Consider the following 23,775-nt stretch of genomic DNA (forward strand, 5'->3'; position numbering starts at 1 on the left):
CGTTGCCAATTTGGCAACGCGGCAATTACTGCTGAAGAGCACTCACAATTTTACCAGTCTTGACCTGTCCGGCACAGGCGCGACGTTTCGACGCGCACCCGGCCGACGTCGTACAATTGCGGGGTCTCAGATGCCCGCCAAGCGAGGCCATAACATACGTGGATAAGATCCTTATCCGTGGGGCGCGAACCCACAATCTAAAAAATTTCGACCTTACCCTACCCCGCGATCAGCTCATCGTCATTACAGGCTTGTCCGGCTCGGGCAAATCGTCTCTGGCATTCGATACGCTTTATGCCGAAGGGCAGCGCCGCTACGTCGAATCACTATCGGCTTACGCTCGCCAATTCCTGTCAATGATGGAAAAGCCTGAGGTCGATAGCATAGAAGGCTTATCACCTGCGATTTCCATTGAGCAGAAGTCTACCTCGCACAACCCTCGCTCAACGGTAGGGACGATCACCGAGATCTACGATTACCTGCGCTTGCTTTACGCGCGTGTAGGCACGCCACGGTGTCCCGATCACGACGTGCCTCTGGAAGCACAGACCGTCAGTCAGATGGTCGATCAGGTCGTCAGCATGCCGGAAGGTCGCCGCCTTATGTTGCTGGCTCCTGTCATCCGTGAGCGCAAGGGTGAGCATCAGGCTATCTTCGAAGAAATGCGTGCGCAGGGCTTTGTTCGTGCCCGAGTGGATGGTCGCCTGTACGAATTAGACGACCTGCCCAAGCTAGACAAGCAAAAAAAGCACACCATCGAAATCGTAGTCGATCGCTTTAAAGTACGCGGCGACATCCAGCAGCGCTTGGCAGAATCGTTTGAGACAGCGCTTAAACTGGCCGATGATATTGCTGTAATCGCTCCCTTGGAGGGCGAGGATGGTGAAGAAGTGCTCTTTTCAGCTCGCTTCTCCTGCCCGATTTGCGGATTCTCCATCGGCGAGCTTGAGCCCAAGCTATTCTCGTTCAACAACCCGGCCGGCGCCTGCCCTACCTGTGACGGCCTAGGCGTTAGGCAGTTTTTCGATGCACGCCGGGTTGTAAATAGCGAGCTTTCCCTGGCAGAAGGGGCCGTACGAGGGTGGGATCGCCGCAACGTCTATTACTTCCAAATGCTGGGTTCACTCGCAGCCCATTACGGCTTCAGCCTTGAAGAACCCTTTAAGAACCTCAGCGCCAACCATCAGAAAGCGGTGCTCAACGGCTCTGGTCGTGAGGGCGTAGAGTTTCGCTATCTCAACGATCGCGGAGACATCGTCAAGCGCTCTCACCCATTCGAAGGCATTCTGCCGAATCTGGAGCGACGCTATCGTGAAACCGAATCACAAAGCGTACGGGACGAGTTGGCCAAATATCTGAGCACACAGCCATGTTCGGAGTGTAACGGTACACGTCTGCGCCGTGAGTCACGTCACGTATGGGTCGGGGACAAAACGCTACCTGCCGTGACGCGCTTACCGGTAGGAGATGCAACCAGCTACTTTGCGGACCTGACCCTGGCCGGACATAAAGGCCAGATCGCAGACAAGATTCTCAAGGAAATTCGCGAGCGTTTGCAGTTCCTGGTCAATGTAGGACTGGACTACCTCACCCTGGACCGCAGCGCCGACACACTTTCCGGGGGCGAGGCTCAGCGTATTCGCCTCGCCAGCCAGATTGGCGCAGGCCTTGTCGGGGTCATGTACATTCTTGATGAGCCTTCTATTGGCCTGCATCAACGGGACAACGAACGCCTGTTAGGAACACTTACGCACCTGCGTAACCTGGGCAATACTGTCATCGTCGTAGAGCACGATGAGGATGCAATCCGCCTTGCCGATTATGTTGTAGATATTGGCCCAGGGGCAGGCGTACACGGCGGCCAGATCATTGCCCAAGGTACACCGGCAGAAGTCATGGCACACCCAGAGTCCGTAACGGGGATGTATCTTTCAGGACGAAAGAAAATCGTCGTGCCTGCCGAGCGCACCAAGCGTGACAAGAAGAAAGAGCTGGTCATTAAAGGTGCCCGTGGCAATAACCTACAGAACGTTGAGTTGCGTATTCCAGTAGGCTTGTTCACATGCATTACAGGTGTTTCAGGCTCAGGCAAGTCAACACTCATCAATAATACCCTGTTCCCTATTACAGCTACCGCACTCAACGGCGCCACTACGCTGGAAGTAGCACCCTATGATTCGTTCGATGGCCTGCAGCATATCGACAAAGTTGTCGATATCGACCAAAGCCCTATTGGACGCACCCCTCGATCAAACCCGGCGACTTATACGGGCATTTTCACACCCATACGTGAGCTGTTCGCGGGTGTGCCAGAGGCGCGCTCTAGAGGATACGGGCCGGGCCGCTTCTCCTTTAACGTGAAAGGTGGCCGCTGTGAGGCATGTCAGGGTGACGGCGTTATCAAGGTAGAGATGCACTTCTTGCCCGACATTTATGTGTCATGCGATGTCTGTAAAGGCAAGCGCTATAACCGTGAAACACTTGAGGTCAAATACAAGGGTAAGACCATCACAGAGGTGTTGGACATGACCATCGAAGAAGCGCGTGAGTTCTTTGATGCAGTGCCTGCCCTGGCGCGTAAGCTTCAAACCCTGATGGATGTCGGCCTGTCCTACATCCGCCTGGGCCAAAGCGCAACCACGCTCTCTGGTGGAGAAGCACAGCGCGTCAAACTGGCTCGAGAGCTATCCAAGCGTGATACAGGCAAGACACTCTATATCCTTGACGAACCCACAACCGGTCTTCACTTTGCGGATATCCAGCAATTGCTTGACGTACTTCACCGCCTACGTGACCACGGCAATACCGTCGTAGTAATCGAGCATAACCTGGATGTTATCAAGACGGCAGATTGGCTGGTGGACCTAGGACCTGAAGGCGGCTCGAAGGGCGGTCAGATCATCGCGACAGGTACACCAGAAGACGTAGCCGAGAATCCAGCCTCGCATACCGGACGGTTTCTGCAACCATTGCTGGAGCGTGACCGGGCATGATGCCCCTACTAACCTTTATAGGTTAGTAGGCGCTGCATCTACAACTTGGAGCTCTGTCGGCCTACTCTGCTGGCAGCGCTCCAGCTCCTTTGCATCATGACTGCAAAAAAGCTCCACCTCACTCTTATGTGTCAACGAAAGCTCACGCAGCCGCTGCTGATTACGCAGACGTAGCTCTCGGTTAACTTCCATCATCGTTTGATAAAAACGCAAACCTGGCGTACAGGAACGCTTCGGCTGCCCGACTTCTTCACGATAAAAGTAAGCATCGCCAGCGTGAAGCAACCAACCTGTCGGTGTCTGAATAGCAACCCCCGCATGTCCCCAGGTATGGCCTGCCAATGGAATCATGAGAATTTCTGGAGGCAGCCCTTTCAAATCCCGAACTGCAGAAAAGCCATACCATGCCTCGCCTTGAGGCTCATATAGCTCCCAGCGCCTTACCTGGTCCCACTGATGAAAGCGGTAGCGTCGCTTGCCTATATAGCCGTGAGGCAAACGGGCCATATTTATCTCACGCTCTAGCACATGAACCGTCGCGTCTGGAAAATCTTCCAAACCACCCGCATGGTCGAAGTCCAGATGGGTAAGCACAATATGGCGTACATCGCTAGCCTGGAATCCAAGCTGCCGAATTTGCTCGATAGCGGTATAACGCATCTCAAACTGGATATTGTTGAACCCAATGAAAAATCCGCTAAGACGCTTGTGCGGTGCATGAACATCACGGGCACCAAACCCTGTATCAACCAAGACAAGGCCATCATTGTCTGTCTCAATCAACAGACAATGACAAACAAGATGTCCTGTCAGGCCTTTGCTGAATCCATCAAAAAGCGCACCGCCCCACGGACACATACAACCGCAGTTAAGATGATGTATACGCATGAGATCAATCCCAGTGTGATTCTTTTATTGCGACACACCGCGGGCGGCAGGTGTTTCCTCTATCTGTACATTTATTTGCAGACAATAAAAAAAGCCCCTCGTAGGAGGGGCCTTCTGAACTGACGATAATTATTCCACTTCGCTTAAGGACACACCCAAACCACTGGCGATCCCCTCACCATAAGCGCGATCCGCCTTAAGGAAATGAGCAATCTGGCGGCATTGAACGTCACGCGCAACAGAACGCATAGCACCAGTGATGTTATCGATCAACAATGCCTTTTGCGCATCGGACATCAGGCGGAACAACGCTCCTGCTTGAGAGTAATAATCCTCGTCCAGGCGATGATCATGACGATCCGCTGCACCACTCAATGTCATTGCAGGCTCACGGTACTGAGGGGCCTGCTTGGGTGCATTGCTAAAGCTGTTTGGCTCATAGTTGGGTGCGGCCCCACCATTACCATCAAAACGCATGGCACCATCACGCTGGTAGTTCTGGTAAGGCGAACGCGGAACATTTACAGGCAGCTGCTGATAGTTGGTTCCGACGCGATAACGCTGAGCATCAGCATAAGCGAACACACGCCCCTGCAACATTCGATCAGGCGACAGACCAACCCCTGGCACTACATTGCTAGGAGCAAAAGCTGCCTGTTCAACCTCTGCAAAATAGTTGAGCGGATTACGGTTAAGCACCAGCTCACCCACTTCAATCAACGGAAACTCTTTTTGCGACCATACCTTGGTGACATCGAACGGATTCTCTGTGCGGCTAAACGCTTCAGCTTCGTCCATCACCTGAATGCAAACGCGCCATTTCGGAAAGTCACCCCGCTCGATTGCATCGAACAGATCACGCTGAGCATAATCTGGATCAGTACCGGCCAACCTCGTAGCTTCCGCGGAAGATAGGTTCTTGATGCCCTGCTTGCTTTTAAAATGCCACTTCACGAAGCGCCGCTCATCCGCTTCATTGATAACGCTAAACGTGTGACTCCCAAAGCCATGCATGAAGCGATAGCCGTCAGGAATACCACGATCAGAGAATAGAATGGTTACCTGGTGCAGTGACTCCGGAGAATGCGACCAGAAGTCCCACATCATTTGCGGGCTCTTTAGGTTAGTCTGCGGATTGCGCTTCTGCGTATGAATGAAATCAGGAAACTTCAGTGGATCACGCAGGAAGAAAACAGGCGTGTTGTTACCAACGATATCCCAGTTACCCTCTTCCGTGTAAAACTTCAAGGCAAAACCACGAGGATCACGTTCGGTATCTGCCGAGCCACGCTCACCGCCAACAGTAGAAAAACGCAAGAATACCGGCGTCTGCTTACCTACGCTTTCAAAAAGCCGAGCAGAGGATAGATGGGTAATATCTTGAGTAACAGTAAAAGTGCCGTAAGCCCCAGAACCTTTCGCATGTACACGACGCTCAGGAATCACTTCACGGTTGAAGTGAGCCAGCTTTTCAACAAGATGAAAATCATCCAACAGCAACGGGCCACGTTCACCGGCAGAGCGAGAGTTTTGATTGTCGGCAACTGGAATGCCGCTAGCAGTAGTGAGCGTATTGTTCTGGCTCATGAAAACTTCTCCCTTGGAATTGCGCTTCAGCGCGTCTTGCAGAGAAGTATGTTAAAAGCGGGACGGTAGATCTAATTTATTAGATCTAGCCTTGTGATAGAAAAACCACCTATTTTAAGCATAAAAAAAGCCGGACACTAGGCCCGGCTTTTGATAACACTCACTGCTTATTCAGCAGATTCAGCCTCAACTGTGCCGCCAATAGGACGGTCAACCAGCTCAACATAGGCCATAGGAGCGTTATCACCAGCACGGAAGCCGCACTTGAGAATACGCAGATAACCACCTGGACGATTTGCATAACGCTTGCCCAGATCGTTAAACAGCTTGCCGACAGCAGCTTTCGAACGAGTACGGTCGAAAGCCAGACGACGGTTGGCAACGCTATCTTCTTTGGCCAGAGTGATCAGCGGCTCGGCAACGCGACGCAGTTCCTTGGCTTTTGGAAGAGTAGTTTTGATCAGTTCATGCTCGAACAGCGACACAGCCATGTTCTGGAACATAGCCTTGCGGTGTGCGCTCGTGCGGTTCAGGTGACGACCACTTTTACGATGACGCATGGTTAAATTCCTTACCAAACTAACGTTCGGTGACTAATAACGATCAGGCTGTAGCCTTATCGTCCTTCTTAAGACTTGCCGGGGGCCAGTTGTCCAGGCGCATGCCAAGCGACAAACCACGTGAAGCTAGGACATCCTTAATCTCGGTAAGCGACTTCTTACCTAGATTAGGCGTCTTGAGCAGCTCTACTTCGGTACGCTGAATCAGATCACCGATATAGTAGATATTCTCAGCTTTCAAGCAGTTAGCCGAACGGACGGTCAGTTCAAGGTCATCAACCGGACGCAGCAGAATCGGATCAATTTCGTCTTCCTGCTCAACGACAACAGGCTCACTGTCACCTTTGAGATCAACGAAAGCAGCCAATTGCTGTTGCAAGATGGTTGCAGCACGACGGATAGCTTCCTCAGGATCCAGAGTACCATTGGTCTCAAGATCAAGAACCAGCTTATCCAGGTTAGTACGCTGCTCAACACGAGCGTTTTCGACCACATAGGCCACACGGCGAACCGGGCTAAAAGAGGAATCGAGCTGCAGGCGACCAATCGCACGCGTCTCGTCTTCTTCACTCTGGCGAGCATCAGCCGGCTCATAGCCACGGCCACGAGCAATCTTAAGCCGCATGTTCAGCGAACCGTTATCAGCCAGATGAGCAATGACATGATCGCCATTGACGATTTCAACGTCATGCTCAAGCTGAATATCGGAAGCCAGAACGGGACCTTGACCTTTCTTGGAAAGGGTCAGAGTCACCTCGTCACGACCATGAAGCTTGATAGCCAGACCTTTAAGGTTAAGCAGGATTTCAATAACGTCTTCCTGCACGCCTTCGATTGCGCTGTACTCGTGTAGTACGCCATCAATTTCGGCTTCGACCACCGCGCAGCCAGGCATGGAGGACAACAAGATGCGACGAAGCGCGTTGCCCAAGGTATGACCAAAACCGCGCTCGAGAGGCTCGAGCGTGATTTTGGCGCGGGTTGGACTGACCGCCTGCACATCAATGTGCCGGGGGGTCAGGAACTCATTTACCGAACTCTGCATGGATGCACCTATTTTCTAGCCCTTACTTGGAGTAGAGCTCGACAATCAGGTTTTCGTTGATGTCGGCGGAAAGGTCGCCACGAGCCGGAACGCTCTTGAACGTACCAGACTTCTTCTCGGAGTCGACTTCTACCCACTCAACACGACCGCGCTGGGCGCAAAGCTCGAGAGCTTGGGCGATACGCAGTTGATTCTTTGCCTTCTCGCGTACTGCTACCACATCACCAGGCTTAACTTGGTAGGACGGGATGTTTACAGTCTGACCATTAACAGTAATGGACTTGTGAGAAACCAGCTGGCGAGACTCTGCACGAGTAGCACCGAAACCCATACGGTAAACAACGTTATCCAAACGAGTTTCTAGCAGCTGCAGCAGGTTTTCGCCTGTTGCACCTTTGCGACGAGCAGCTTCTTTGTAATAACCAGCAAACTGACGCTCCAGGACGCCGTAGATACGGCGAACTTTTTGCTTCTCACGTAACTGCAGGCCATAGTCGGATAAACGACCACGACGCTGACCGTGAGCTCCAGGAGCAGTTTCAATATTGCACTTGGATTCAATCGCGCGCACACCGCTCTTCAGGAAGAGATCGGTGCCTTCACGGCGGGACAGTTTGCACTTGGGACCAATGTAACGAGCCATTTCTTACTGTCTCCTATTACACGCGACGCTTCTTCGGCGGACGGCATCCATTATGCGGGATGGGCGTCACGTCGGTAATGCTGGCGATCTTGTAACCACAGGCGTTCAATGCACGCACTGCAGACTCACGGCCCGGGCCTGGGCCTTTGACGTTTACGTCAAGGTTCTTGAGACCGTACTCAAGAGCTGCCTGTCCGGCACGCTCAGCTGCAACCTGGGCAGCGAACGGAGTGCTCTTACGGGAGCCACGGAAACCGGAACCACCAGAAGTAGCCCAGGACAACGCATTACCTTGACGATCAGTAATGGTTACGATGGTGTTATTGAAAGACGCGTGGATGTGGGCGATGCCATCAACCACTGTCTTTTTGACTTTCTTACGAGGACGAGCAGCAGGTTTTGCCATGACTAAATTCCTGTCGATTCGCGGATGCGATTACTTGCGGATCGGCTTACGCGGGCCCTTACGGGTACGCGCGTTGGTCTTGGTACGCTGACCACGAACCGGCAGACCGCGACGATGGCGAAGGCCACGGTAGCAACCCAGGTCCATCAAGCGCTTGATATTCATGTTGAGTTCGCGACGCAGGTCACCTTCAGTGACGAGCTTAGCGACTTCATTACGCAGCTGATCGATCTGCTCGTCGCTCAGATCCTTAATTTTGGCGGACGGGCTGATGCCTGTGGCCGCACAGATATTCTGAGCAGTAGTGCGACCAATACCATAGATATAGGTCAGCGAGATAACAGTATGCTTGTTATCCGGAATGTTAACGCCTGCAATACGGGCCATTCTAGAAAAACTCCATGTGACAGCAACCCACGCCCTGGAAGCCAAGAAAAGGGCGCGAGATATTAACGCTGTAATAAAAAATGATCAACCCGACAGCACACTAGCTGTCGGGTTATACGCGTGTATTCACACTCAGCCTTGGCGCTGCTTGTGACGCGGCTCCGCGCTGCAGATCACCCGAACGACGCCGTCGCGACGGATGATTTTGCAGTTACGGCACAGCTTCTTGACCGATGCACGAACTTTCATCACCAACTCCTTAACCTTACGGGTACAGATCAGCGGAGCATTCCGCCGCCGTAACCCTTCAGGTTGGCTTTCTTCATCAGAGACTCATACTGGTGGGATACAAGATGCGATTGGACCTGGGACATAAAGTCCATGACCACCACAACTACGATCAGCAGCGAAGTCCCGCCGAGGTAAAACGGCACGTTGGCTGCAACCACCAGAAACTGGGGCAACAAGCAGACCGCCGTCATATACAGGGCGCCGAACATGGTCAAACGCGTCAACACACCATCTATATAGCGTGCAGACTGCTCACCAGGACGGATTCCTGGAATAAACGCACCAGACTTCTTTAGGTTCTCGGCAACGTCCTTAGGGTTAAACATCAAGGCTGTGTAAAAGAAGCAGAAAAATATGATCCCCGCACTAAACAGCAAGATATTAAGCGGCTGCCCTGGAGCAATGGCCTGAGCCACATCCTGAAGCCAACCGAGCCCTTGAGACTGACCGAACCACGAGCCTAGCGAGGCCGGGAACAGCAAAATGCTACTTGCAAAGATAGCAGGTATGACACCCGCCATATTTACTTTCAGTGGCAAATGACTATTTTGCGCTGCAAACACCTTACGGCCTTGCTGGCGCTTAGCATAATGAACAGCGATACGACGCTGGCCGCGCTCGATGAAGACCACGAACGCAATGATAGCAACAGCAACAAGGCCCACAGCTATCAGAGCGAAGATATTAATATCGCCTTGACGAGCAGACTCGAAGGATTGACCAATCGCCCGCGGTAAGCCAGCAACGATTCCCGAGAAGATCAGCATGGAAATTCCATTACCAACACCTCGCTCGGTTATCTGTTCACCCAGCCACATCATAAAAAGTGCGCCCGCAACAAATGTGGTTACAGCAACAAAATAGAAGCTGAACCCTGCTGAAAAGGCTACACCTTGACTCGCCAGTCCTACAGACATACCCGTAGCCTGAACCAGCGCAAGCACGAGTGTACCGTAACGAGTGTACTGACTGATCTTGCGGCGACCAGACTCGCCTTCTTTTTTCAACTGCTCTAGCTGTGGGCTGATAGCAGTGAGAAGCTGCATGATGATCGATGCCGAGATATACGGCATGATCCCAAGTGCAAATATACTCATCCGCTCCAGCGCACCGCCAGAGAACATGTTGAACAGGCTAAGAATGGTCCCCTCGTTCTGCCGAAACAGTGCAGCCAATTGATCAGGATTTATACCTGGAACTGGAATATGCGCACCAATTCGATAAACGATGATTGCCAGAAACAGGAAGCGCAAGCGCGCCCACAGTTCCGACAAACCGCCATTGTTGAGCGCAGAGAGAGAACCTTGCTTAGCCATTTATTCCTCGATCTTACCGCCAGCTGCTTCGATAGCCGCGCGAGCACCCTTAGTGGCAGGAATGCCCTTCAAGGTAACAGCGTGACTGATTTCGCCAGAGAGAACGACCTTAACGCGCACAACGCTACGATTGATAACATTGGCATCTTTCAGCGCTTGCAAAGTGATCACGCCGCCTTCTACCTTTGCCAGCTCTGAAGTACGAACCTCAGCGCGATCAAGGGCTTTCAGCGATACGAAACCAAACTTCGGCAGACGACGGTGAAGGGGCTGTTGACCGCCCTCGAAACCAGGAGCAACCTTACCGCCGGAACGGGAAGTAGCACCCTTGTGGCCACGGCCGCCAGTCTTACCAAGACCGCTACCGATACCACGACCTGGACGCAGCTTTTCACGACGTGCACCAGGAGCGGAACGTAGATCGTTAAGTTTCATAACTTAACCCTCCACACGCAGTAAATAGTAAGCCTTATTAATCATGCCGCGGTTTTCTGGAGTATCCAGAACTTCAACGGTATGACCGATGCGACGCAGGCCGAGACCCTTGACGCAGGCTTTGTGATTAGCCAAACGGCCATTCACGCTTTTGATCAGCGTAACTTTAACAGTTGAAGTAGCCATGATCAGAGAATCTCCTCGACGCTCTTGCCACGCTTGGCCGCGACCGACTCAGGCGACTGCATGTGCTTCAAACCCTCAAACGTTGCATAGACAACGTTTACTGGATTAGTGGAGCCATAGCACTTAGCCAGAACGTTCTGAACGCCAGCCACCTCTAGAACGGCACGCATGGCACCGCCGGCAATGATACCCGTACCTTCAGAAGCAGGCTGCATGAAAACTTTGGATGCGCCATGAGCAGACTTCACTGGGTATTGAAGTGTGTTGCCGTTCAGATCAACCTGAATCATGTTACGGCGCGCAGCTTCCATAGCCTTTTGAATAGCTGCAGGAACTTCGCGCGCCTTACCACGGCCAAAACCAACACGACCCTTACCATCACCCACCACGGTTAGTGCAGTGAAAGCGAAGATACGGCCACCTTTAACGGTTTTAGCAACACGGTTAACTTGAACGAGCTTCTCGATGTAACCTTCGTCGCGCTTTTGATCGTTGTTTGCCATGACTTAGAACTCCAGCCCGCCTTCACGAGCGGCATCGGCCAGCGCCTTAACGCGACCATGATACTTGAAGCCAGAACGATCAAACGCTACTTGAGTAACGCCAGCCGCTTTGGCACGCTCTGCTACCAGCTTGCCGACCTTTTGCGCCGCTTCGATGTTGCTGGTTGCGCCTTCGCGCAGGTCTTTGTCCAGCGTAGACGCACTGGCCAGAACCTTGCTGCCGTCGGCCGCGATGACCTGGGCATAGATGTGCTGAGAGGAACGGTAGACGCACAGACGTACAGTTTCCAGCTCGCGCATTCTCAGGCGTGCCTTGCGAGCGCGACGCAGTCGAGTTTCTTTCTTTACGCTCATTTGCTATGCCCTACTTTTTCTTGGCTTCTTTACGGCGAACGACTTCATCGGAATAACGTACACCTTTGCCCTTATAGGGCTCTGGCGGACGGAAATCACGAATCTCTGCTGCCACCTGTCCAACGAGCTGCTTATCAATACCCTTAATCAGGATATCAGTCTGGCTCGGGGTCTCAGCAGTAATGCCTTGCGGCAATTCATAGTCGACCGGATGAGAGAAACCCAGGGAAAGCGAAAGAACCTGGCCCTTGGCCTGAGCTTTATAACCAACACCAACCAGCTGAAGCTTGCGCTCAAAGCCTTGGCTCACGCCAATGACCATATTGTTGACCAGCGCACGGGTAGTACCAGCCATGGCACGAGTCTGCTGATCACCATTACGAGCGGCGAAACGAAGCTCACCGGACTCTTGAGAGACTTCAACAGAAGGATGAACCTTAAGCTCAAGAGAGCCTTTGGAACCCTTAATAGAAAGCTGTTGACCAGCCAGGTTAATTTCAACACCGGCAGGAAGCTTAACGGGGTTTTTAGCAACGCGAGACATGCTTCTTCCCCTTAGAAAACAGTGCAGAGCACTTCGCCGCCAACACCAGCAGCACGGGCTGCACGATCAGTCATCACACCCTTGTTGGTGGACACGATCGATACACCCAAACCGCCGCGCACTTTCGGCAACTGGTCAACAGATTTGTACTGGCGAAGGCCAGGACGGCTAGAACGCTTAAGCTCTTCGATTACAGGCTTACCTTCGAAGTACTTCAGCTCGATGGACAGCAGCGGCTTAACTTCCGTGCTGACCTGAAAACCCGCGATGTAACCTTCGTCCTTAAGGACTTTAGCTACCGCTACCTTCAGCTTGGAGGAAGGCATGCTTACGACGGACTTTTCAGCCATCTGGGCATTACGGATACGAGTTAGCATATCTGCTAACGGGTCCTGCATACTCATGGGCTTGTAGCTCCTAAATGCATAAATGAGCCTATAGCTCTGAAACTGCCCAGCCGAAAACATGCCGACTCGGGCGAGCCGGATATTCTAGTAGGCATACAAAAACGAATCAAGCCCCAAAAGGGGCTTGATTCGCATACTTACTGCAAATTGCTATGAAATTACCAGCTGGCTTTAACCAGACCAGGAACATCACCACGCATCGCAGCTTCGCGCAACATAATACGCGACAGACCGAACTTACGGTATACACCGTGCGGACGACCAGTCAAACGGCAGCGATTACGCAGACGACTGGCGCTAGCGTCGCGAGGCTGCTTTTGAAGTGCAACCTGTGCAGCCCAACGATCTTCCGGAGAAGTGTTGGGATTGGCAATAGCTGCCTTTAACTCAGCGCGCTTAGCTGCAAACTTAGCAACCGTTTGCTGACGCTTCAGCTCACGGTTCTTCATGCTTTGCTTAGCCATACGTAGCTCCTATCAGTTACGGAACGGGAAGTTAAATGCACGAAGCAGTGCACGACCTTCCTCATCCGTACGAGCAGTTGTAGTCAGAGTAATATCCATACCGCGGAGCGCATCGATTTTATCGTAATCGATTTCCGGGAAGATGATTTGCTCTTTAACACCCATGCTGTAGTTACCGCGACCATCAAAGGACTTGGCATTCAGACCACGGAAGTCACGAACGCGCGGCAAAGAGATAGCCAGCAGACGATCCAGGAACTCGTACATGCGATCGCTACGCAGAGTTACCTTGACGCCAATCGGCCAACCATCACGGATCTTAAAACCAGCGATCGACTTACGCGCATAAGTTACAACCGGCTTCTGACCAGCAATTTTCTCAAGGTCAGCCAGCGCATTGTCGATAATCTTCTTATCGCCTACCGCCTCACCAACACCCATATTCAGAGTGATTTTAGTGATACGCGGAACTTCCATCACGTTAGCCAGCTGAAGCTGTTCTTTCAGCTTGGGCGCGATGTCCTTCCGATAAACTTCTTTCAATCGTGCCATGGTGATCTACCTAGCAACCTTAAGCCTGAACCGCTTTCTGGTTCGACTTAAAGATACGAATTTTTTTACCGTCCTCTACCTTGAAACCTACGCGGTCAGCCTTGTTAGTTTCAGGGTTGAAGATAGCAACGTTGGAGACATGCAGAGGAGCTTCCTTCTCAACAATGCCACCTTGCGCGCCCAGCATGGGGTTAGGCTTGGTGTGACGCTTGACAAGGTTAACACCACCAACAACCAAACGGTCATCAGCCAGAACCTTGAGCACCTTACCGCGCTTGCCCTTGTCCTTGCCTGCGATGACGATTACTTCATCGTCACGACGAATTTTTTGCATGACGGCTACTCCTTACAGCACTTCGGGGGCAAGGGAGACGATCTTCATGAACTTCTCAGAGCGAAGTTCACGCGTCACCGGCCCAAAGATACGGGTACCGATAGGCTCCTGCTTGTTGTTCAACAGAACAGCCGCGTTACCGTCGAAGCGAATGATGGAGCCGTCAGTACGGCGCACACCGTGCTTAGTACGCACCACAACAGCCGTCATCACCTGGCCCTTCTTCACCTTTCCACGAGGAATGGCTTCTTTTACGGTGACCTTGATGATGTCGCCAATACCTGCGTAGCGGCGATGCGAACCACCCAGCACCTTGATGCACATAACACGACGAGCGCCGCTGTTATCGGCCACATCGAGCATGGATTGAGTCTGAATCATGGCTCTTCACCCTTACACTTGTACGGCGCGCTCAACGACATCAACCAGCGTCCACGCCTTGGTCTTTGCCAGAGGGCGGGTTTCGCGAATGGTGACCAGGTCACCAGCGCGGCACTGATTGTTTTCGTCGTGGGCGTGCAGCTTGGTGGAACGCTTGACGTATTTACCGTAGATCGGGTGCTTAACGCGACGCTCGATCAATACAGTGATGGTTTTGTCCATTTTATCACTGACCACTCGGCCGGTCAGTGTACGGACGGTCTTTTCAGCTTCAGCCATGATCACTTACCTGCTTGCTGGTTCAGCACAGTCTTGACACGAGCAATGTCGCGCTTCACTTGCGAGAGCATGTGAGACTGCCCCAATTGGCCAGTTGCCTTCTGCATACGCAGATTAAACTGGTCACGCAGCAGGCTGAGGAGCTGCTCGTTCAGCTCCTCGACGGATTTCTCACGTAATTCTTGCGCTTTCATTACATCACCGTCCGCTTAACAAAGGAGGTTTCAACGGGAAGCTTGGCAGCCGCGAGCGCAAAAGCTTCACGAGCCAGAACCTCAGAAACACCCTCGATCTCGTAGAGGACCTTGCCCGGCTGGATCTGGGCTACCCAGTACTCAACACTACCCTTACCTTTACCCATACGCACTTCAAGAGGCTTCTTGGTAACAGGCTTGTCCGGGAACACACGGATCCAGATTTTACCGCCACGCTTAACGTGACGAGTCAAGGCACGACGAGCTGCTTCGATCTGGCGAGCAGTAAGACGGCCACGGCCAACAGCTTTCAGCGCATATTCGCCAAAGCTTACTTTACTACCGCGATGAGCCAAGCCACGGTTGTGACCGGTCATCTGCTTGCGGAATTTTGTACGCTTAGGTTGCAGCATGATGCGTACTCCTTACTTAGCAGCTTTTTTACGCGGAGCAGGAGCTACAGGCTTAAGCTCTTCCTGGCGGCCACCAATGACCTCGCCCTTGAAGATCCAAACCTTCACACCGATCACACCATAAGTGGTGTGCGCTTCCGCAGTTGCGTAGTCAATATCGGCACGCAGTGTGTGCAGCGGCACACGACCTTCGCGATACCACTCGGTACGAGCAATTTCTGCCCCGCCAAGACGACCACTCACCTGAATCTTGATGCCTTTGGCACCAAGACGCATCGCACTCTGCACTGCGCGCTTCATCGCACGACGGAACATAACGCGACGCTCGAGCTGCTGAGCCACGCTTTGCGCAACCAGCGCACCGTCGAGTTCCGGCTTACGGATCTCTTCGATGTTGATGTGCACAGGCACACCCATTTGCTTGGTCAGGTCCTGACGCAGCTTTTCTACATCCTCACCTTTCTTGCCGATAACGATACCGGGACGAGCAGTGTGGATGGTAATGCGTGCAGTTTGCGCCGGACGATGAATATCGATACGGCTTACGGACGCGCTTTTTAGTTTGTCTTGGAGGTACTCACGAACCTTCAGGTCGGAGAGCAGATAATCAGCGTAAGTGCGCTTATCTGCATACCAAACGGAAGTATGCTCCTTGACGATGCCCAGGCGAATGCCATTGGGATGTACTTTCTGACCCATCTGATCGACTCCGTTACTTGTCCGCAACCTTGACCGTGATATGGCAAGACCGCTTCACGATGCGATCAGCACGACCTTTGGCGCGCGGCATGATGCGCTTCAGCGAACGCCCTTCGTTGACGAAAACCGTGGAGACTTTTAGGTCATCCACGTCTGCGCCTTCGTTGTGCTCGGCATTGGCAACAGCCGACTCCAACACTTTTTTCATGATCTCGGCAGCTTTCTTACTGCTGAAAGCCAGGAGGTTGAGCGCCTCGCCCACCTTCTTCCCGCGAATCTGGTCGGCGACCAAGCGGGCTTTCTGGGCGGAGATTCGAGCGCCCGACAGCTTAGCGGCTACTTCCATCTTTCCTTACCCCTTAACGCTTGGCTTTCTTGTCAGCCGCATGACCGCGATAAGTGCGGGTAGCAGCGAACTCGCCGAGTTTATGACCAACCATGTCTTCGTTGACTAGCACCGGGACATGCTGGCGGCCGTTGTGTACAGCGATGGTCAGGCCGACCATCTGCGGAAGAATCATCGAGCGACGCGACCAAGTCTTAATTGGTTTACGATCGTTCTTCTCTACCGCAACTTCGATCTTCTTCAGTAGGTGAAGATCGATAAAAGGACCTTTCTTAAGAGAACGTGGCACAGTCGTATCCTCAATTCGTTACTTGCGGCGACGGACGATCATCTTGTCAGTGCGCTTGTTCGCACGGGTCTTCGCGCCCTTGGTCGGGAAGCCCCATGGAGACACCGGATGACGGCCACCGGAGGTACGACCCTCACCACCACCATGCGGGTGATCAACAGGGTTCATCGCCACACCGCGGACGGTTGGACGAATACCACGCCAGCGCTTAGCACCTGCTTTACCCAGGGAACGCAGGCTGTGCTCGGTATTGGATACTTCACCCAACGTTGCGCGACATTCACTTAGAACCTTGCGCATCTCGCCAGAGCGTAGACGCAGCGTTACATAAGCGCCTTCACGAGCAACTAGCTGGGCGGAAGCACCAGCTGAGCGGGCGATCTGTGCGCCTTTGCCTGGCTTGAGCTCAATACCGTGAACAGTACTACCTACCGGGATATTGCGCAGAGGCAAGCTGTTACCTGCTTTGATTGGAGCACCAGCACCAGAGATCAGCTGATCACCTGCCGTCACACCTTTCGGAGCGATGATGTAACGACGTTCGCCATCAGCGTACTTCAGCAGCGCGATGTGAGCAGTACGGTTTGGATCGTACTCAACGCGCTCAACAACAGCCGGGATACCGTCCTTATCGCGACGGAAATCAACCAGACGATAGTGCTGCTTATGACCGCCACCCTTGTGACGAGTGGTGATACGACCGTTGTTATTACGGCCACCGGACTTACCCTGCTTCTCCAGAAGAGGAGCATACGGGGCGCCCTTGTGCAGATCAGCATTGACAACCTTGACCACGAAACGGCGGCCAGCGGAGGTCGGCTTGCATTTTACGATTGCCATGATGCCCCCTTACTTACTCAGCATTGCTGGAGAAATCGAGGTCTTGGCCCGGCTGGAGAGCAATATATGCCTTCTTCCAATCGTTACGCTTGCCCAGACCACGTGCGGTACGCTTAGTCTTACCCTTTACATTCAGGGTGCTAACACTGCGCACTTTAACGTCGAACAGCTGCTCGACCGCCTTCTTGATTTCCAGCTTGGTTGCATCAGTAGCAACCTTGAAAATAAACTGCTTTTGGTTTTCCGCCAGCACAGTTGCCTTCTCGGAGATGTGCGGACCAAGCAGTACCTTGAATACACGTTCCTGGTTCATCCCAGCAGCTCCTCGAATTTCTTCACGGCAGACACTGTGACCAAAACCTTGTCGTAAGCGATCAGGCTAACAGGGTCGGAACCCTGTACATCACGAACGTCAACGAAAGGCAGGTTGCGGGCAGCCAAGTAAAGGTTCTGATCGACGTTATCAGTCACAATCAGGACATCTTTCAGGCCAAGGCCGTCAAGCTTGTTTACCAACCCTTTAGTCTTAGGGGCATCGATAGAAAACTCGTCCACTACGACCAGACGATCCAGACGTACCAGCTCCGCCAGAATGGAGCGCAGCGCAGCGCGATACATCTTCTTGTTGAGCTTCTGCTCATGGTTCTGCGGCTTAGCAGCAAAAGTGGTACCACCGCCACGCCAGATAGGGCTACGAATAGTACCTGCACGGGCACGACCGCTACCCTTTTGACGCCAGGGCTTTTTGCCACCGCCAGATACTTCGGAGCGAGTCTTTTGAGCGCGAGTACCCTGACGACCGCCAGCCATGTAGGCGACTACTGCCTGATGGACCAGCGTCTCGTTGAATTCGCCACCAAAGGCGCGCTCAGAGACTTCAATAGCCTGCGAGCCATTTACATTTAGTTGCATGTTCCGTTCCCCTCTTAACCGCGAGCCTTGGCTGCAGGACGAACAACCACATCACCGCCAGGCGCGCCAGGAATGGCACCCTTGACCAGAAGCAGGTTGCGCTCAGCATCAACACGGACAATTTCAAGGGACTGCACAGTTACACGCTCAGCACCCAGGTGACCGGACATCTTCTTGCCCTTGAACACTCGACCAGGAGTCTGGCACTGGCCGATAGAGCCAGGTGCGCGGTGAGAAACGGAGTTACCGTGAGTATTATCTTGACCACGGAAGTTCCAACGCTTAATGGTACCGGCATAGCCTTTACCTTTGGACTGACCAGTCACATCGACCAGCTGTCCAGCTTGGAAAATATCAACCGTGATCTGATCACCAGCGTTGTACTCGCCTTCTTCAAGACGAAACTCCAGAACGCTACGACCAGCAGCAACGCTCGCTTTGGCAAAGTGACCTGCCTGAGCCTTGCTAACACGAGAAGCACGACGCTCACCCACTGTCACTTGAACAGCACGATAGCCATCAGTCTCTTCTACTTTCATCTGTGTTACACGGTTCGGCTCAATCTCGATGACTGTAACCGGAACGGAAACACCTTCCTCGGTGAAAACGCGGGTCATGCCGCACTTACGACCGACTACACCAATAGTCATTGTATAAACCTCTTGAGTGTACGGGGCTTTCACCCGCTATGGCCGCCCATTTCAGAGCGTTACACGACTAAAACCCCAAGGTTTTAGCCGAGGCTGATTTGTACTTCTACACCAGCAGCAAGGTCGAGCTTCATCAGCGCATCAACGGTTTTATCCGTTGGCTGGACGATATCCAGCACACGCTTATGAGTACGAATCTCGTACTGGTCACGTGCATCCTTGTTGACGTGCGGAGAAATCAGCACTGTGTAACGTTCCTTGCGGGTAGGCAGAGGAATCGGACCACGCACCTGAGCACCAGTACGCTTCGCGGTTTCCACGATTTCCTGGGTGGACTGATCAATCAGGCGATGATCAAAAGCCTTCAACCGAATACGGATTTGTTGGTTTTGCATTTGACCTCAGACTCCAAGCTTTCCCCTCAGGCAGAATATGCCCGATAAAAGGAGGCGCAATTCTATAGAGACGCCAGAGGGGTGTCAATAATAGACAAAGCAGAAAAGGCCCCGAAGGGCCTTCTCTGGACGAACGTCGATATTATTCGACGATCTTGGCAACCACGCCGGCGCCTACGGTACGGCCGCCTTCGCGAATAGCGAAACGCAGACCTTCTTCCATGGCGATCGGAGCGATCAGGGTAACAACCATCTTGATGTTGTCGCCCGGCATTACCATCTCAACGCCTTCCGGTAGTTCGCAGTTACCAGTCACGTCAGTAGTACGGAAGTAGAACTGAGGACGGTAGCCCTTGAAGAACGGAGTATGACGACCGCCTTCTTCCTTGGACAGAACGTACACTTCGCACTCGAACTTGGTGTGCGGCTTGATGGTGCCCGGCTTGGCCAGAACCTGACCACGCTCAACGTCTTCACGCTTGGTACCACGCAGCAGGGCGCCAACGTTCTCACCTGCACGACCTTCGTCTAGCAGCTTACGGAACATTTCAACGCCGGTGCAGGTAGTTTTGGTCGTAGCTTTGATACCTACGATTTCAACTTCCTCACCCACCTTGACGATACCACGCTCAACACGGCCTGTTACTACAGTACCGCGACCAGAGATGGAGAATACGTCTTCGATCGGCATCAGGAACGGCTGGTCGATTGCACGAACTGGCTCAGGGATGTAAGCATCCAGAGTTTCAACCAGCTTACGCACAGCAGAAACACCGATTTCGTTGTCGTCTTTGCCTTCCAGCGCCATCAGCGCGGAACCTACAACGATCGGAGTGTCGTCACCTGGGAAGTCATAGGTGTTCAGCAGATCGCGAACTTCCATTTCTACCAGCTCGAGCAGCTCAGCGTCGTCAACCATGTCGGCCTTGTTCAGGAACACAACAATGTAAGGAACGCCTACCTGACGGGACAGCAGGATGTGCTCACGAGTCTGCGGCATGGGGCCGTCAGCTGCCGAGCAAACCAGGATCGCACCGTCCATCTGCGCAGCACCGGTGATCATGTTCTTCACATAGTCAGCGTGGCCAGGGCAGTCAACGTGAGCGTAGTGGCGAGTGGCCGAATCGTACTCAACGTGGGAAGTGTTAATGGTAATACCGCGCGCTTTTTCTTCCGGAGCGTTATCGATCTGGTCGAAGTTACGAGCAGAACCACCCCAAGTTTCAGAGCAAACCTTGGTCAGTGCTGCAGTCAGCGTTGTCTTACCATGGTCGACGTGGCCGATGGTGCCGACGTTGACGTGCGGTTTGTTACGTTCAAATTTTTCTTTAGCCACGAGTATAAACCCCTACTAGAAAGCGTTTATTAAGCTTGTTTCTTGATAATAGCTTCGGCGATGTTCGATGGCGCTTCAGCGTACTTGGCGAACTCCATGGAGTAGCTAGCACGACCTTGAGACATGGAACGCACATCAGTAGCGTAGCCAAACATCTCGCCCAGCGGAACTTCAGCACGAATCACCTTACCGGATACAGTATCTTCCATACCCTGGATCAGGCCGCGACGACGGTTCAGGTCACCCATTACGTCGCCCATGTAGTCTTCAGGCGTTACCACCTCGACCTTCATGATTGGCTCAAGCAGAACAGCACCACCCTTCTGGGTCAACTGCTTGGTCGCCATCGAAGCAGCGATTTTGAACGCCATTTCGTTGGAGTCGACGTCATGATAAGAGCCGTCGAATACAGTTGCTTTCAGGCCAAGCAGCGGATAACCGGCAACGATACCGTTTTTCATCTGCTCTTCGATGCCCTTCTGAATAGCAGGGATGTATTCTTTCGGAATCACACCACCCACTACCTCACTGGTAAATTCGAGACCTTCCTGACCTTCATCAGCCGGGGCGAAACGAATCCAGCAGTGACCGAACTGACCACGACCACCGGACTGGCGAACGAACTTACCTTCGATTTCGCACTTGTTCCGGATAGTTTCACGGTAGGCTACCTGAGGCTTGCCGATGTTAGCCTCAACACCAAACTCGCGCTTCATACGATCAACCAGAATATCCAGGTGCAGCTCACCCATACCGGAAATAATGGTTTGACCAGACTCTTCGTCGGTCTTAACTCGGAAAGACGGGTCTTCCTGGGCCAGCTTGCCCAATGCAATACCCATTTTCTCCTGGTCAGCCTTGGTCTTCGGCTCAACCGCAACCGAAATTACCGGCTCAGGGAAGTCCATACGCTCAAGGATAATCGGCTTTTCTAGCGAGCAAAGAGTATCGCCCGTAGTAACATCCTTCATACCAATCAGAGCAGCAATGTCACCTGCACGAACTTCCTTGATCTCTTCACGGGTGTTCGCGTGCATCTGCACCATACGACCCACACGCTCTTTCTTACCCTTCACAGAGTTCAGAACCGAATCACCGGAATTCAGAACACCAGAATAAACGCGCGCAAAAGTCAGCGTACCTACAAACGGGTCGGTGGCAATCTTGAACGCTAGAGCAGAGAAGGGCTCTTCGTCATTAGCATGACGCTCATCTTCCTGCTCCTCGTTGTCCGGATGGACACCTTTGATCGCAGGAATTTCTGTCGGAGCCGGCAGGAAGTCAATCACGGCATCAAGAACCAGTGGAACGCCCTTGTTCTTGAAGGAGGAACCACACACAGCCGGAACGATTTCGCATGCGATAGTACGCTGACGCAGGCCAGCCTTGATCTCTTCGATCGACAGCTCACCTTCCTCCAGGTACTTGTTCATCAGCTCTTCGTTAGCTTCAGCAGCTGCTTCAACCATGTTGGAGCGCCACTCGTCGGCCAAGTCCTGAAGCTCTGCAGGAATTTCTTCCTCGCGATAGGTCATGCCCTGGTCATCATCGTTCCAGAAGATCGCTTTCATCTTCAGAAGGTCAATCTGACCCTGAAAGTTATCTTCAGCACCGATAGCCAGCTGAACCGGGACAGGTGTATGACCTAGACGCTTTTTGATCTGCTCAACAACACGCAGGAAGTTGGCACCAGCACGGTCCATCTTGTTGACGTAGACAATACGCGGAACACCGTACTTGTTAGCCTGACGCCATACAGTTTCAGACTGAGGCTCAACACCCGAAGTACCGCAGAAAACAACAACAGCACCGTCCAGCACACGCAAGGAACGCTCAACTTCAATAGTGAAGTCAACGTGACCAGGGGTATCAATAATGTTTACGCGGTACTTGTCATACTGCTTAGTGGAGCCGGACCAGAACGCTGTGGTAGCAGCAGAAGTAATGGTAATACCACGCTCCTGCTCCTGAACCATCCAGTCCATGGTAGCTGCGCCGTCATGAACCTCACCCATCTTATGGTTCACGCCGGTGTAGAACAGAATACGCTCCGTGGTAGTCGTTTTACCTGCGTCCACGTGGGCGCAGATACCGATATTACGGTAGCGATTAATTGAGGTAGTACGAGCCACGATAAGGTCCTCGCTTGATTAGAAGCGGTAGTGCGAGAAGGCCTTGTTGGCCTCTGCCATGCGATGCACGTCTTCGCGCTTCTTGACTGCGGCGCCCTTGCCTTCGAATGCATCCATGAGCTCTCCTGCCAGGCGCAGAGCCATGGACTTCTCACCACGCTTACGCGCAGAGTCCACAAGCCAGCGCATAGCCAGAGCGTTACGACGGGACGGACGAACTTCGACCGGCACCTGGTAGGTAGCACCGCCTACACGGCGGGACTTCACTTCGACCAGCGGAGCGATGGCGTCGAGCGCTTTTTCGAAAACTTCCAGGGGGTCGGCATTCTTGGAACGCTCTTTGACCTTGTCCAGAGCACCATAAACGATACGCTCAGCAACGGCTTTCTTGCCGCTTTCCATTACGTGGTTCATGAACTTGGCCAGGATCTGGCTTCCGTATTTTGGATCGTCAAGTATTTCGCGCTTGGCCGCTACACGACGTCTTGGCATTGATAAGCCCTCAAAACGGTCTTCAGGTTAGCTCAGGACTGTAACAAGCAGGTTACGCCTGACCTTACTCTTATCGACTCGAACAAAAAGAATAGATTACTTCGGACGCTTCGCGCCGTACTTAGAACGACCCTGCTTACGGTCTTTAACACCAGAGGTGTCCAGAGAGCCGCGTACAGTGTGGTAGCGCACACCCGGAAGGTCCTTTACACGACCGCCACGGATCAGTACCACGCTGTGCTCTTGCAGGTTGTGACCTTCACCACCAATGTAGGAAGTCACTTCGAAGCCGTTTGTCAAACGCACACGGCATACTTTACGCAGTGCCGAGTTAGGTTTCTTAGGGGTAGTTGTATATACGCGGGTGCAAACACCACGACGTTGCGGGCAGTTTTGCAGCGCAGGCACGTCGCTCTTTTCGACGAGACGCTTGCGCGGCTTACGCACCAGCTGGTTGATAGTTGCCATCTATAGCTCCACTGATTGTCTTACGACACAAACGAAATGGCAGGACCATGGGCC

General features: G+C 52.9%; 35 protein-coding genes. 1 reads left to right on the forward strand and 34 read right to left on the reverse strand.

The annotated features are described in order from the left end of the window. Window positions 1–158: 158 nt before the first annotated feature. A complete protein-coding gene (uvrA, locus tag QWJ10_RS21855; protein WP_019366100.1) occupies window positions 159–2,993 on the forward strand; it encodes an excinuclease ABC subunit UvrA in 2,835 nt (944 codons plus the stop codon). Window positions 2,994–3,008: 15 nt separating this feature from the next. Here the strand turns inward: uvrA and QWJ10_RS21860 are convergent, their stop codons facing one another. The 34 genes from QWJ10_RS21860 to rpsL form a co-directional block, all read right to left on the reverse strand. Continuing rightward, window positions 3,009–3,881, reverse strand: coding sequence for an MBL fold metallo-hydrolase (locus QWJ10_RS21860; protein ID WP_289929662.1), 873 nt, complete (start codon window positions 3,879–3,881; stop codon window positions 3,009–3,011). Window positions 3,882–4,010: 129 nt separating this feature from the next. Next, complete coding sequence (locus QWJ10_RS21865; RefSeq protein ID WP_019366102.1) at window positions 4,011–5,468, reverse strand: catalase; 1,458 nt, start codon at window positions 5,466–5,468, stop codon at window positions 4,011–4,013. A gap of 167 nt (window positions 5,469–5,635) precedes the next feature. Then, complete coding sequence (rplQ, locus tag QWJ10_RS21870; RefSeq protein ID WP_010796772.1) at window positions 5,636–6,028, reverse strand: 50S ribosomal protein L17; 393 nt, start codon at window positions 6,026–6,028, stop codon at window positions 5,636–5,638. Between the two features lie 43 nt (window positions 6,029–6,071). After that, complete coding sequence (gene rpoA, locus QWJ10_RS21875) at window positions 6,072–7,073, reverse strand: DNA-directed RNA polymerase subunit alpha (protein ID WP_010796771.1); 1,002 nt, start codon at window positions 7,071–7,073, stop codon at window positions 6,072–6,074. A gap of 22 nt (window positions 7,074–7,095) precedes the next feature. Then, window positions 7,096–7,716, reverse strand: coding sequence for a 30S ribosomal protein S4 (gene rpsD, locus QWJ10_RS21880; protein ID WP_010796770.1), 621 nt, complete (start codon window positions 7,714–7,716; stop codon window positions 7,096–7,098). A gap of 16 nt (window positions 7,717–7,732) precedes the next feature. Next, on the reverse strand, window positions 7,733–8,122 hold the full coding sequence (gene rpsK, locus QWJ10_RS21885) for a 30S ribosomal protein S11 (RefSeq protein ID WP_003093689.1): 390 nt from the start codon (window positions 8,120–8,122) through the stop codon (window positions 7,733–7,735). A gap of 30 nt (window positions 8,123–8,152) precedes the next feature. After that, a complete protein-coding gene (gene rpsM, locus QWJ10_RS21890) occupies window positions 8,153–8,509 on the reverse strand; it encodes a 30S ribosomal protein S13 (protein ID WP_010796769.1) in 357 nt (118 codons plus the stop codon). Between the two features lie 132 nt (window positions 8,510–8,641). Then, the gene (gene rpmJ, locus QWJ10_RS21895) at window positions 8,642–8,758 is read right to left on the reverse strand and encodes a 50S ribosomal protein L36 (protein WP_003281814.1); all 117 of its coding nucleotides are present in this window, start codon (window positions 8,756–8,758) and stop codon (window positions 8,642–8,644) included. 29 nt (window positions 8,759–8,787) lie between these two features. Next, the gene (gene secY / locus QWJ10_RS21900; RefSeq protein WP_010796768.1) at window positions 8,788–10,116 is read right to left on the reverse strand and encodes a preprotein translocase subunit SecY; all 1,329 of its coding nucleotides are present in this window, start codon (window positions 10,114–10,116) and stop codon (window positions 8,788–8,790) included. Then, a complete protein-coding gene (gene rplO, locus QWJ10_RS21905; RefSeq protein WP_019366103.1) occupies window positions 10,117–10,551 on the reverse strand; it encodes a 50S ribosomal protein L15 in 435 nt (144 codons plus the stop codon). It lies immediately after the preceding gene. A gap of 3 nt (window positions 10,552–10,554) precedes the next feature. After that, window positions 10,555–10,737, reverse strand: a complete 183-nt coding sequence (rpmD, locus tag QWJ10_RS21910; RefSeq protein ID WP_010796766.1) for a 50S ribosomal protein L30 — start codon at window positions 10,735–10,737, stop codon at window positions 10,555–10,557. A 2-nt stretch (window positions 10,738–10,739) separates the two neighbouring features. Then, complete coding sequence (gene rpsE, locus QWJ10_RS21915; protein ID WP_010796765.1) at window positions 10,740–11,240, reverse strand: 30S ribosomal protein S5; 501 nt, start codon at window positions 11,238–11,240, stop codon at window positions 10,740–10,742. Window positions 11,241–11,243: 3 nt separating this feature from the next. After that, window positions 11,244–11,594, reverse strand: coding sequence for a 50S ribosomal protein L18 (rplR, locus tag QWJ10_RS21920; protein WP_010796764.1), 351 nt, complete (start codon window positions 11,592–11,594; stop codon window positions 11,244–11,246). A gap of 10 nt (window positions 11,595–11,604) precedes the next feature. Beyond that, window positions 11,605–12,138 carry a 50S ribosomal protein L6 gene (rplF, locus tag QWJ10_RS21925; RefSeq protein ID WP_010796763.1) on the reverse strand — a complete coding sequence of 178 codons (534 nt, stop codon included), beginning with the start codon at window positions 12,136–12,138 and terminating at the stop codon, window positions 11,605–11,607. 11 nt (window positions 12,139–12,149) lie between these two features. Continuing rightward, the gene (gene rpsH / locus QWJ10_RS21930) at window positions 12,150–12,542 is read right to left on the reverse strand and encodes a 30S ribosomal protein S8 (RefSeq protein WP_010796762.1); all 393 of its coding nucleotides are present in this window, start codon (window positions 12,540–12,542) and stop codon (window positions 12,150–12,152) included. Between the two features lie 161 nt (window positions 12,543–12,703). Beyond that, a complete protein-coding gene (gene rpsN, locus QWJ10_RS21935; RefSeq protein ID WP_010796761.1) occupies window positions 12,704–13,009 on the reverse strand; it encodes a 30S ribosomal protein S14 in 306 nt (101 codons plus the stop codon). 12 nt (window positions 13,010–13,021) lie between these two features. Continuing rightward, a complete protein-coding gene (rplE, locus tag QWJ10_RS21940) occupies window positions 13,022–13,561 on the reverse strand; it encodes a 50S ribosomal protein L5 (protein WP_010796760.1) in 540 nt (179 codons plus the stop codon). A 19-nt stretch (window positions 13,562–13,580) separates the two neighbouring features. Beyond that, the gene (rplX, locus tag QWJ10_RS21945) at window positions 13,581–13,895 is read right to left on the reverse strand and encodes a 50S ribosomal protein L24 (protein ID WP_010796759.1); all 315 of its coding nucleotides are present in this window, start codon (window positions 13,893–13,895) and stop codon (window positions 13,581–13,583) included. 12 nt (window positions 13,896–13,907) lie between these two features. Next, window positions 13,908–14,276: a 50S ribosomal protein L14 gene (gene rplN / locus QWJ10_RS21950; RefSeq protein WP_007161241.1), complete on the reverse strand. Its 369-nt coding sequence runs from the start codon at window positions 14,274–14,276 to the stop codon at window positions 13,908–13,910. Between the two features lie 12 nt (window positions 14,277–14,288). Beyond that, a complete protein-coding gene (gene rpsQ, locus QWJ10_RS21955) occupies window positions 14,289–14,555 on the reverse strand; it encodes a 30S ribosomal protein S17 (RefSeq protein WP_010796758.1) in 267 nt (88 codons plus the stop codon). Between the two features lie 2 nt (window positions 14,556–14,557). Then, window positions 14,558–14,749, reverse strand: a complete 192-nt coding sequence (gene rpmC / locus QWJ10_RS21960; RefSeq protein ID WP_010796757.1) for a 50S ribosomal protein L29 — start codon at window positions 14,747–14,749, stop codon at window positions 14,558–14,560. Next, a complete protein-coding gene (gene rplP / locus QWJ10_RS21965; RefSeq protein ID WP_010796756.1) occupies window positions 14,749–15,162 on the reverse strand; it encodes a 50S ribosomal protein L16 in 414 nt (137 codons plus the stop codon). The genes rpmC and rplP overlap by 1 nt, the downstream gene beginning before the upstream one ends. 12 nt (window positions 15,163–15,174) lie before the next feature. Further along, complete coding sequence (gene rpsC, locus QWJ10_RS21970) at window positions 15,175–15,861, reverse strand: 30S ribosomal protein S3 (RefSeq protein WP_010796755.1); 687 nt, start codon at window positions 15,859–15,861, stop codon at window positions 15,175–15,177. 13 nt (window positions 15,862–15,874) lie between these two features. Further along, on the reverse strand, window positions 15,875–16,207 hold the full coding sequence (gene rplV, locus QWJ10_RS21975) for a 50S ribosomal protein L22 (RefSeq protein ID WP_003103908.1): 333 nt from the start codon (window positions 16,205–16,207) through the stop codon (window positions 15,875–15,877). A gap of 13 nt (window positions 16,208–16,220) precedes the next feature. After that, window positions 16,221–16,496: a 30S ribosomal protein S19 gene (gene rpsS, locus QWJ10_RS21980; protein ID WP_010796754.1), complete on the reverse strand. Its 276-nt coding sequence runs from the start codon at window positions 16,494–16,496 to the stop codon at window positions 16,221–16,223. Window positions 16,497–16,514: 18 nt separating this feature from the next. After that, a complete protein-coding gene (rplB, locus tag QWJ10_RS21985; RefSeq protein WP_010796753.1) occupies window positions 16,515–17,336 on the reverse strand; it encodes a 50S ribosomal protein L2 in 822 nt (273 codons plus the stop codon). A gap of 13 nt (window positions 17,337–17,349) precedes the next feature. After that, the gene (gene rplW, locus QWJ10_RS21990) at window positions 17,350–17,649 is read right to left on the reverse strand and encodes a 50S ribosomal protein L23 (RefSeq protein WP_010796752.1); all 300 of its coding nucleotides are present in this window, start codon (window positions 17,647–17,649) and stop codon (window positions 17,350–17,352) included. Further along, window positions 17,646–18,248, reverse strand: coding sequence for a 50S ribosomal protein L4 (gene rplD, locus QWJ10_RS21995; RefSeq protein ID WP_010796751.1), 603 nt, complete (start codon window positions 18,246–18,248; stop codon window positions 17,646–17,648). Before rplD ends, rplW begins: the two co-directional genes overlap by 4 nt. 14 nt (window positions 18,249–18,262) lie before the next feature. After that, entirely contained in the window at window positions 18,263–18,898 is a 636-nt protein-coding gene (gene rplC, locus QWJ10_RS22000; RefSeq protein WP_010796750.1) for a 50S ribosomal protein L3, read from the reverse strand. 83 nt (window positions 18,899–18,981) lie between these two features. After that, window positions 18,982–19,293 carry a 30S ribosomal protein S10 gene (rpsJ, locus tag QWJ10_RS22005; RefSeq protein WP_003243886.1) on the reverse strand — a complete coding sequence of 104 codons (312 nt, stop codon included), beginning with the start codon at window positions 19,291–19,293 and terminating at the stop codon, window positions 18,982–18,984. 142 nt (window positions 19,294–19,435) lie between these two features. Next, complete coding sequence (tuf, locus tag QWJ10_RS22010; RefSeq protein ID WP_010796738.1) at window positions 19,436–20,629, reverse strand: elongation factor Tu; 1,194 nt, start codon at window positions 20,627–20,629, stop codon at window positions 19,436–19,438. A gap of 29 nt (window positions 20,630–20,658) precedes the next feature. Further along, window positions 20,659–22,761: an elongation factor G gene (gene fusA / locus QWJ10_RS22015; RefSeq protein ID WP_010796749.1), complete on the reverse strand. Its 2,103-nt coding sequence runs from the start codon at window positions 22,759–22,761 to the stop codon at window positions 20,659–20,661. Between the two features lie 18 nt (window positions 22,762–22,779). Continuing rightward, window positions 22,780–23,253, reverse strand: coding sequence for a 30S ribosomal protein S7 (gene rpsG / locus QWJ10_RS22020; RefSeq protein WP_010796748.1), 474 nt, complete (start codon window positions 23,251–23,253; stop codon window positions 22,780–22,782). A gap of 96 nt (window positions 23,254–23,349) precedes the next feature. Continuing rightward, a complete protein-coding gene (gene rpsL / locus QWJ10_RS22025; RefSeq protein WP_010796747.1) occupies window positions 23,350–23,721 on the reverse strand; it encodes a 30S ribosomal protein S12 in 372 nt (123 codons plus the stop codon). Between the last annotated feature and the right edge of the window lie 54 nt (window positions 23,722–23,775).

It is taken from the genome of Pseudomonas sp. WAC2 (assembly GCF_030403525.1).
In the GTDB taxonomy this organism is placed as follows: domain Bacteria; phylum Pseudomonadota; class Gammaproteobacteria; order Pseudomonadales; family Pseudomonadaceae; genus Chryseomonas; species Chryseomonas luteola.

Coding starts and splice junctions, on each gene's coding strand:
- QWJ10_RS21860 (WP_289929662.1), bottom strand. CDS start 3,881: ATGCGTATACATCATCTTAACTGCGGTTGTATGTGTCCGTGGGGCGGT.
- QWJ10_RS21865 (WP_019366102.1), bottom strand. CDS start 5,468: ATGAGCCAGAACAATACGCTCACTACTGCTAGCGGCATTCCAGTTGCC.
- rplQ (WP_010796772.1), bottom strand. CDS start 6,028: ATGCGTCATCGTAAAAGTGGTCGTCACCTGAACCGCACGAGCGCACAC.
- rpoA (WP_010796771.1), bottom strand. CDS start 7,073: ATGCAGAGTTCGGTAAATGAGTTCCTGACCCCCCGGCACATTGATGTG.
- rpsD (WP_010796770.1), bottom strand. CDS start 7,716: ATGGCTCGTTACATTGGTCCCAAGTGCAAACTGTCCCGCCGTGAAGGC.
- rpsK (WP_003093689.1), bottom strand. CDS start 8,122: ATGGCAAAACCTGCTGCTCGTCCTCGTAAGAAAGTCAAAAAGACAGTG.
- rpsM (WP_010796769.1), bottom strand. CDS start 8,509: ATGGCCCGTATTGCAGGCGTTAACATTCCGGATAACAAGCATACTGTT.
- rpmJ (WP_003281814.1), bottom strand. CDS start 8,758: ATGAAAGTTCGTGCATCGGTCAAGAAGCTGTGCCGTAACTGCAAAATC.
- secY (WP_010796768.1), bottom strand. CDS start 10,116: ATGGCTAAGCAAGGTTCTCTCTCTGCGCTCAACAATGGCGGTTTGTCG.
- rplO (WP_019366103.1), bottom strand. CDS start 10,551: ATGAAACTTAACGATCTACGTTCCGCTCCTGGTGCACGTCGTGAAAAG.
- rpmD (WP_010796766.1), bottom strand. CDS start 10,737: ATGGCTACTTCAACTGTTAAAGTTACGCTGATCAAAAGCGTGAATGGC.
- rpsE (WP_010796765.1), bottom strand. CDS start 11,240: ATGGCAAACAACGATCAAAAGCGCGACGAAGGTTACATCGAGAAGCTC.
- rplR (WP_010796764.1), bottom strand. CDS start 11,594: ATGAGCGTAAAGAAAGAAACTCGACTGCGTCGCGCTCGCAAGGCACGC.
- rplF (WP_010796763.1), bottom strand. CDS start 12,138: ATGTCTCGCGTTGCTAAAAACCCCGTTAAGCTTCCTGCCGGTGTTGAA.
- rpsH (WP_010796762.1), bottom strand. CDS start 12,542: ATGAGTATGCAGGACCCGTTAGCAGATATGCTAACTCGTATCCGTAAT.
- rpsN (WP_010796761.1), bottom strand. CDS start 13,009: ATGGCTAAGCAAAGCATGAAGAACCGTGAGCTGAAGCGTCAGCAAACG.
- rplE (WP_010796760.1), bottom strand. CDS start 13,561: ATGGCACGATTGAAAGAAGTTTATCGGAAGGACATCGCGCCCAAGCTG.
- rplX (WP_010796759.1), bottom strand. CDS start 13,895: ATGCAAAAAATTCGTCGTGACGATGAAGTAATCGTCATCGCAGGCAAG.
- rplN (WP_007161241.1), bottom strand. CDS start 14,276: ATGATTCAGACTCAATCCATGCTCGATGTGGCCGATAACAGCGGCGCT.
- rpsQ (WP_010796758.1), bottom strand. CDS start 14,555: ATGGCTGAAGCTGAAAAGACCGTCCGTACACTGACCGGCCGAGTGGTC.
- rpmC (WP_010796757.1), bottom strand. CDS start 14,749: ATGAAAGCGCAAGAATTACGTGAGAAATCCGTCGAGGAGCTGAACGAG.
- rplP (WP_010796756.1), bottom strand. CDS start 15,162: ATGCTGCAACCTAAGCGTACAAAATTCCGCAAGCAGATGACCGGTCAC.
- rpsC (WP_010796755.1), bottom strand. CDS start 15,861: ATGGGTCAGAAAGTACATCCCAATGGCATTCGCCTGGGCATCGTCAAG.
- rplV (WP_003103908.1), bottom strand. CDS start 16,207: ATGGAAGTAGCCGCTAAGCTGTCGGGCGCTCGAATCTCCGCCCAGAAA.
- rplB (WP_010796753.1), bottom strand. CDS start 17,336: ATGGCAATCGTAAAATGCAAGCCGACCTCCGCTGGCCGCCGTTTCGTG.
- rplW (WP_010796752.1), bottom strand. CDS start 17,649: ATGAACCAGGAACGTGTATTCAAGGTACTGCTTGGTCCGCACATCTCC.
- rplD (WP_010796751.1), bottom strand. CDS start 18,248: ATGCAACTAAATGTAAATGGCTCGCAGGCTATTGAAGTCTCTGAGCGC.
- rplC (WP_010796750.1), bottom strand. CDS start 18,898: ATGACTATTGGTGTAGTCGGTCGTAAGTGCGGCATGACCCGCGTTTTC.
- rpsJ (WP_003243886.1), bottom strand. CDS start 19,293: ATGCAAAACCAACAAATCCGTATTCGGTTGAAGGCTTTTGATCATCGC.
- rpsG (WP_010796748.1), bottom strand. CDS start 23,253: ATGCCAAGACGTCGTGTAGCGGCCAAGCGCGAAATACTTGACGATCCA.
- rpsL (WP_010796747.1), bottom strand. CDS start 23,721: ATGGCAACTATCAACCAGCTGGTGCGTAAGCCGCGCAAGCGTCTCGTC.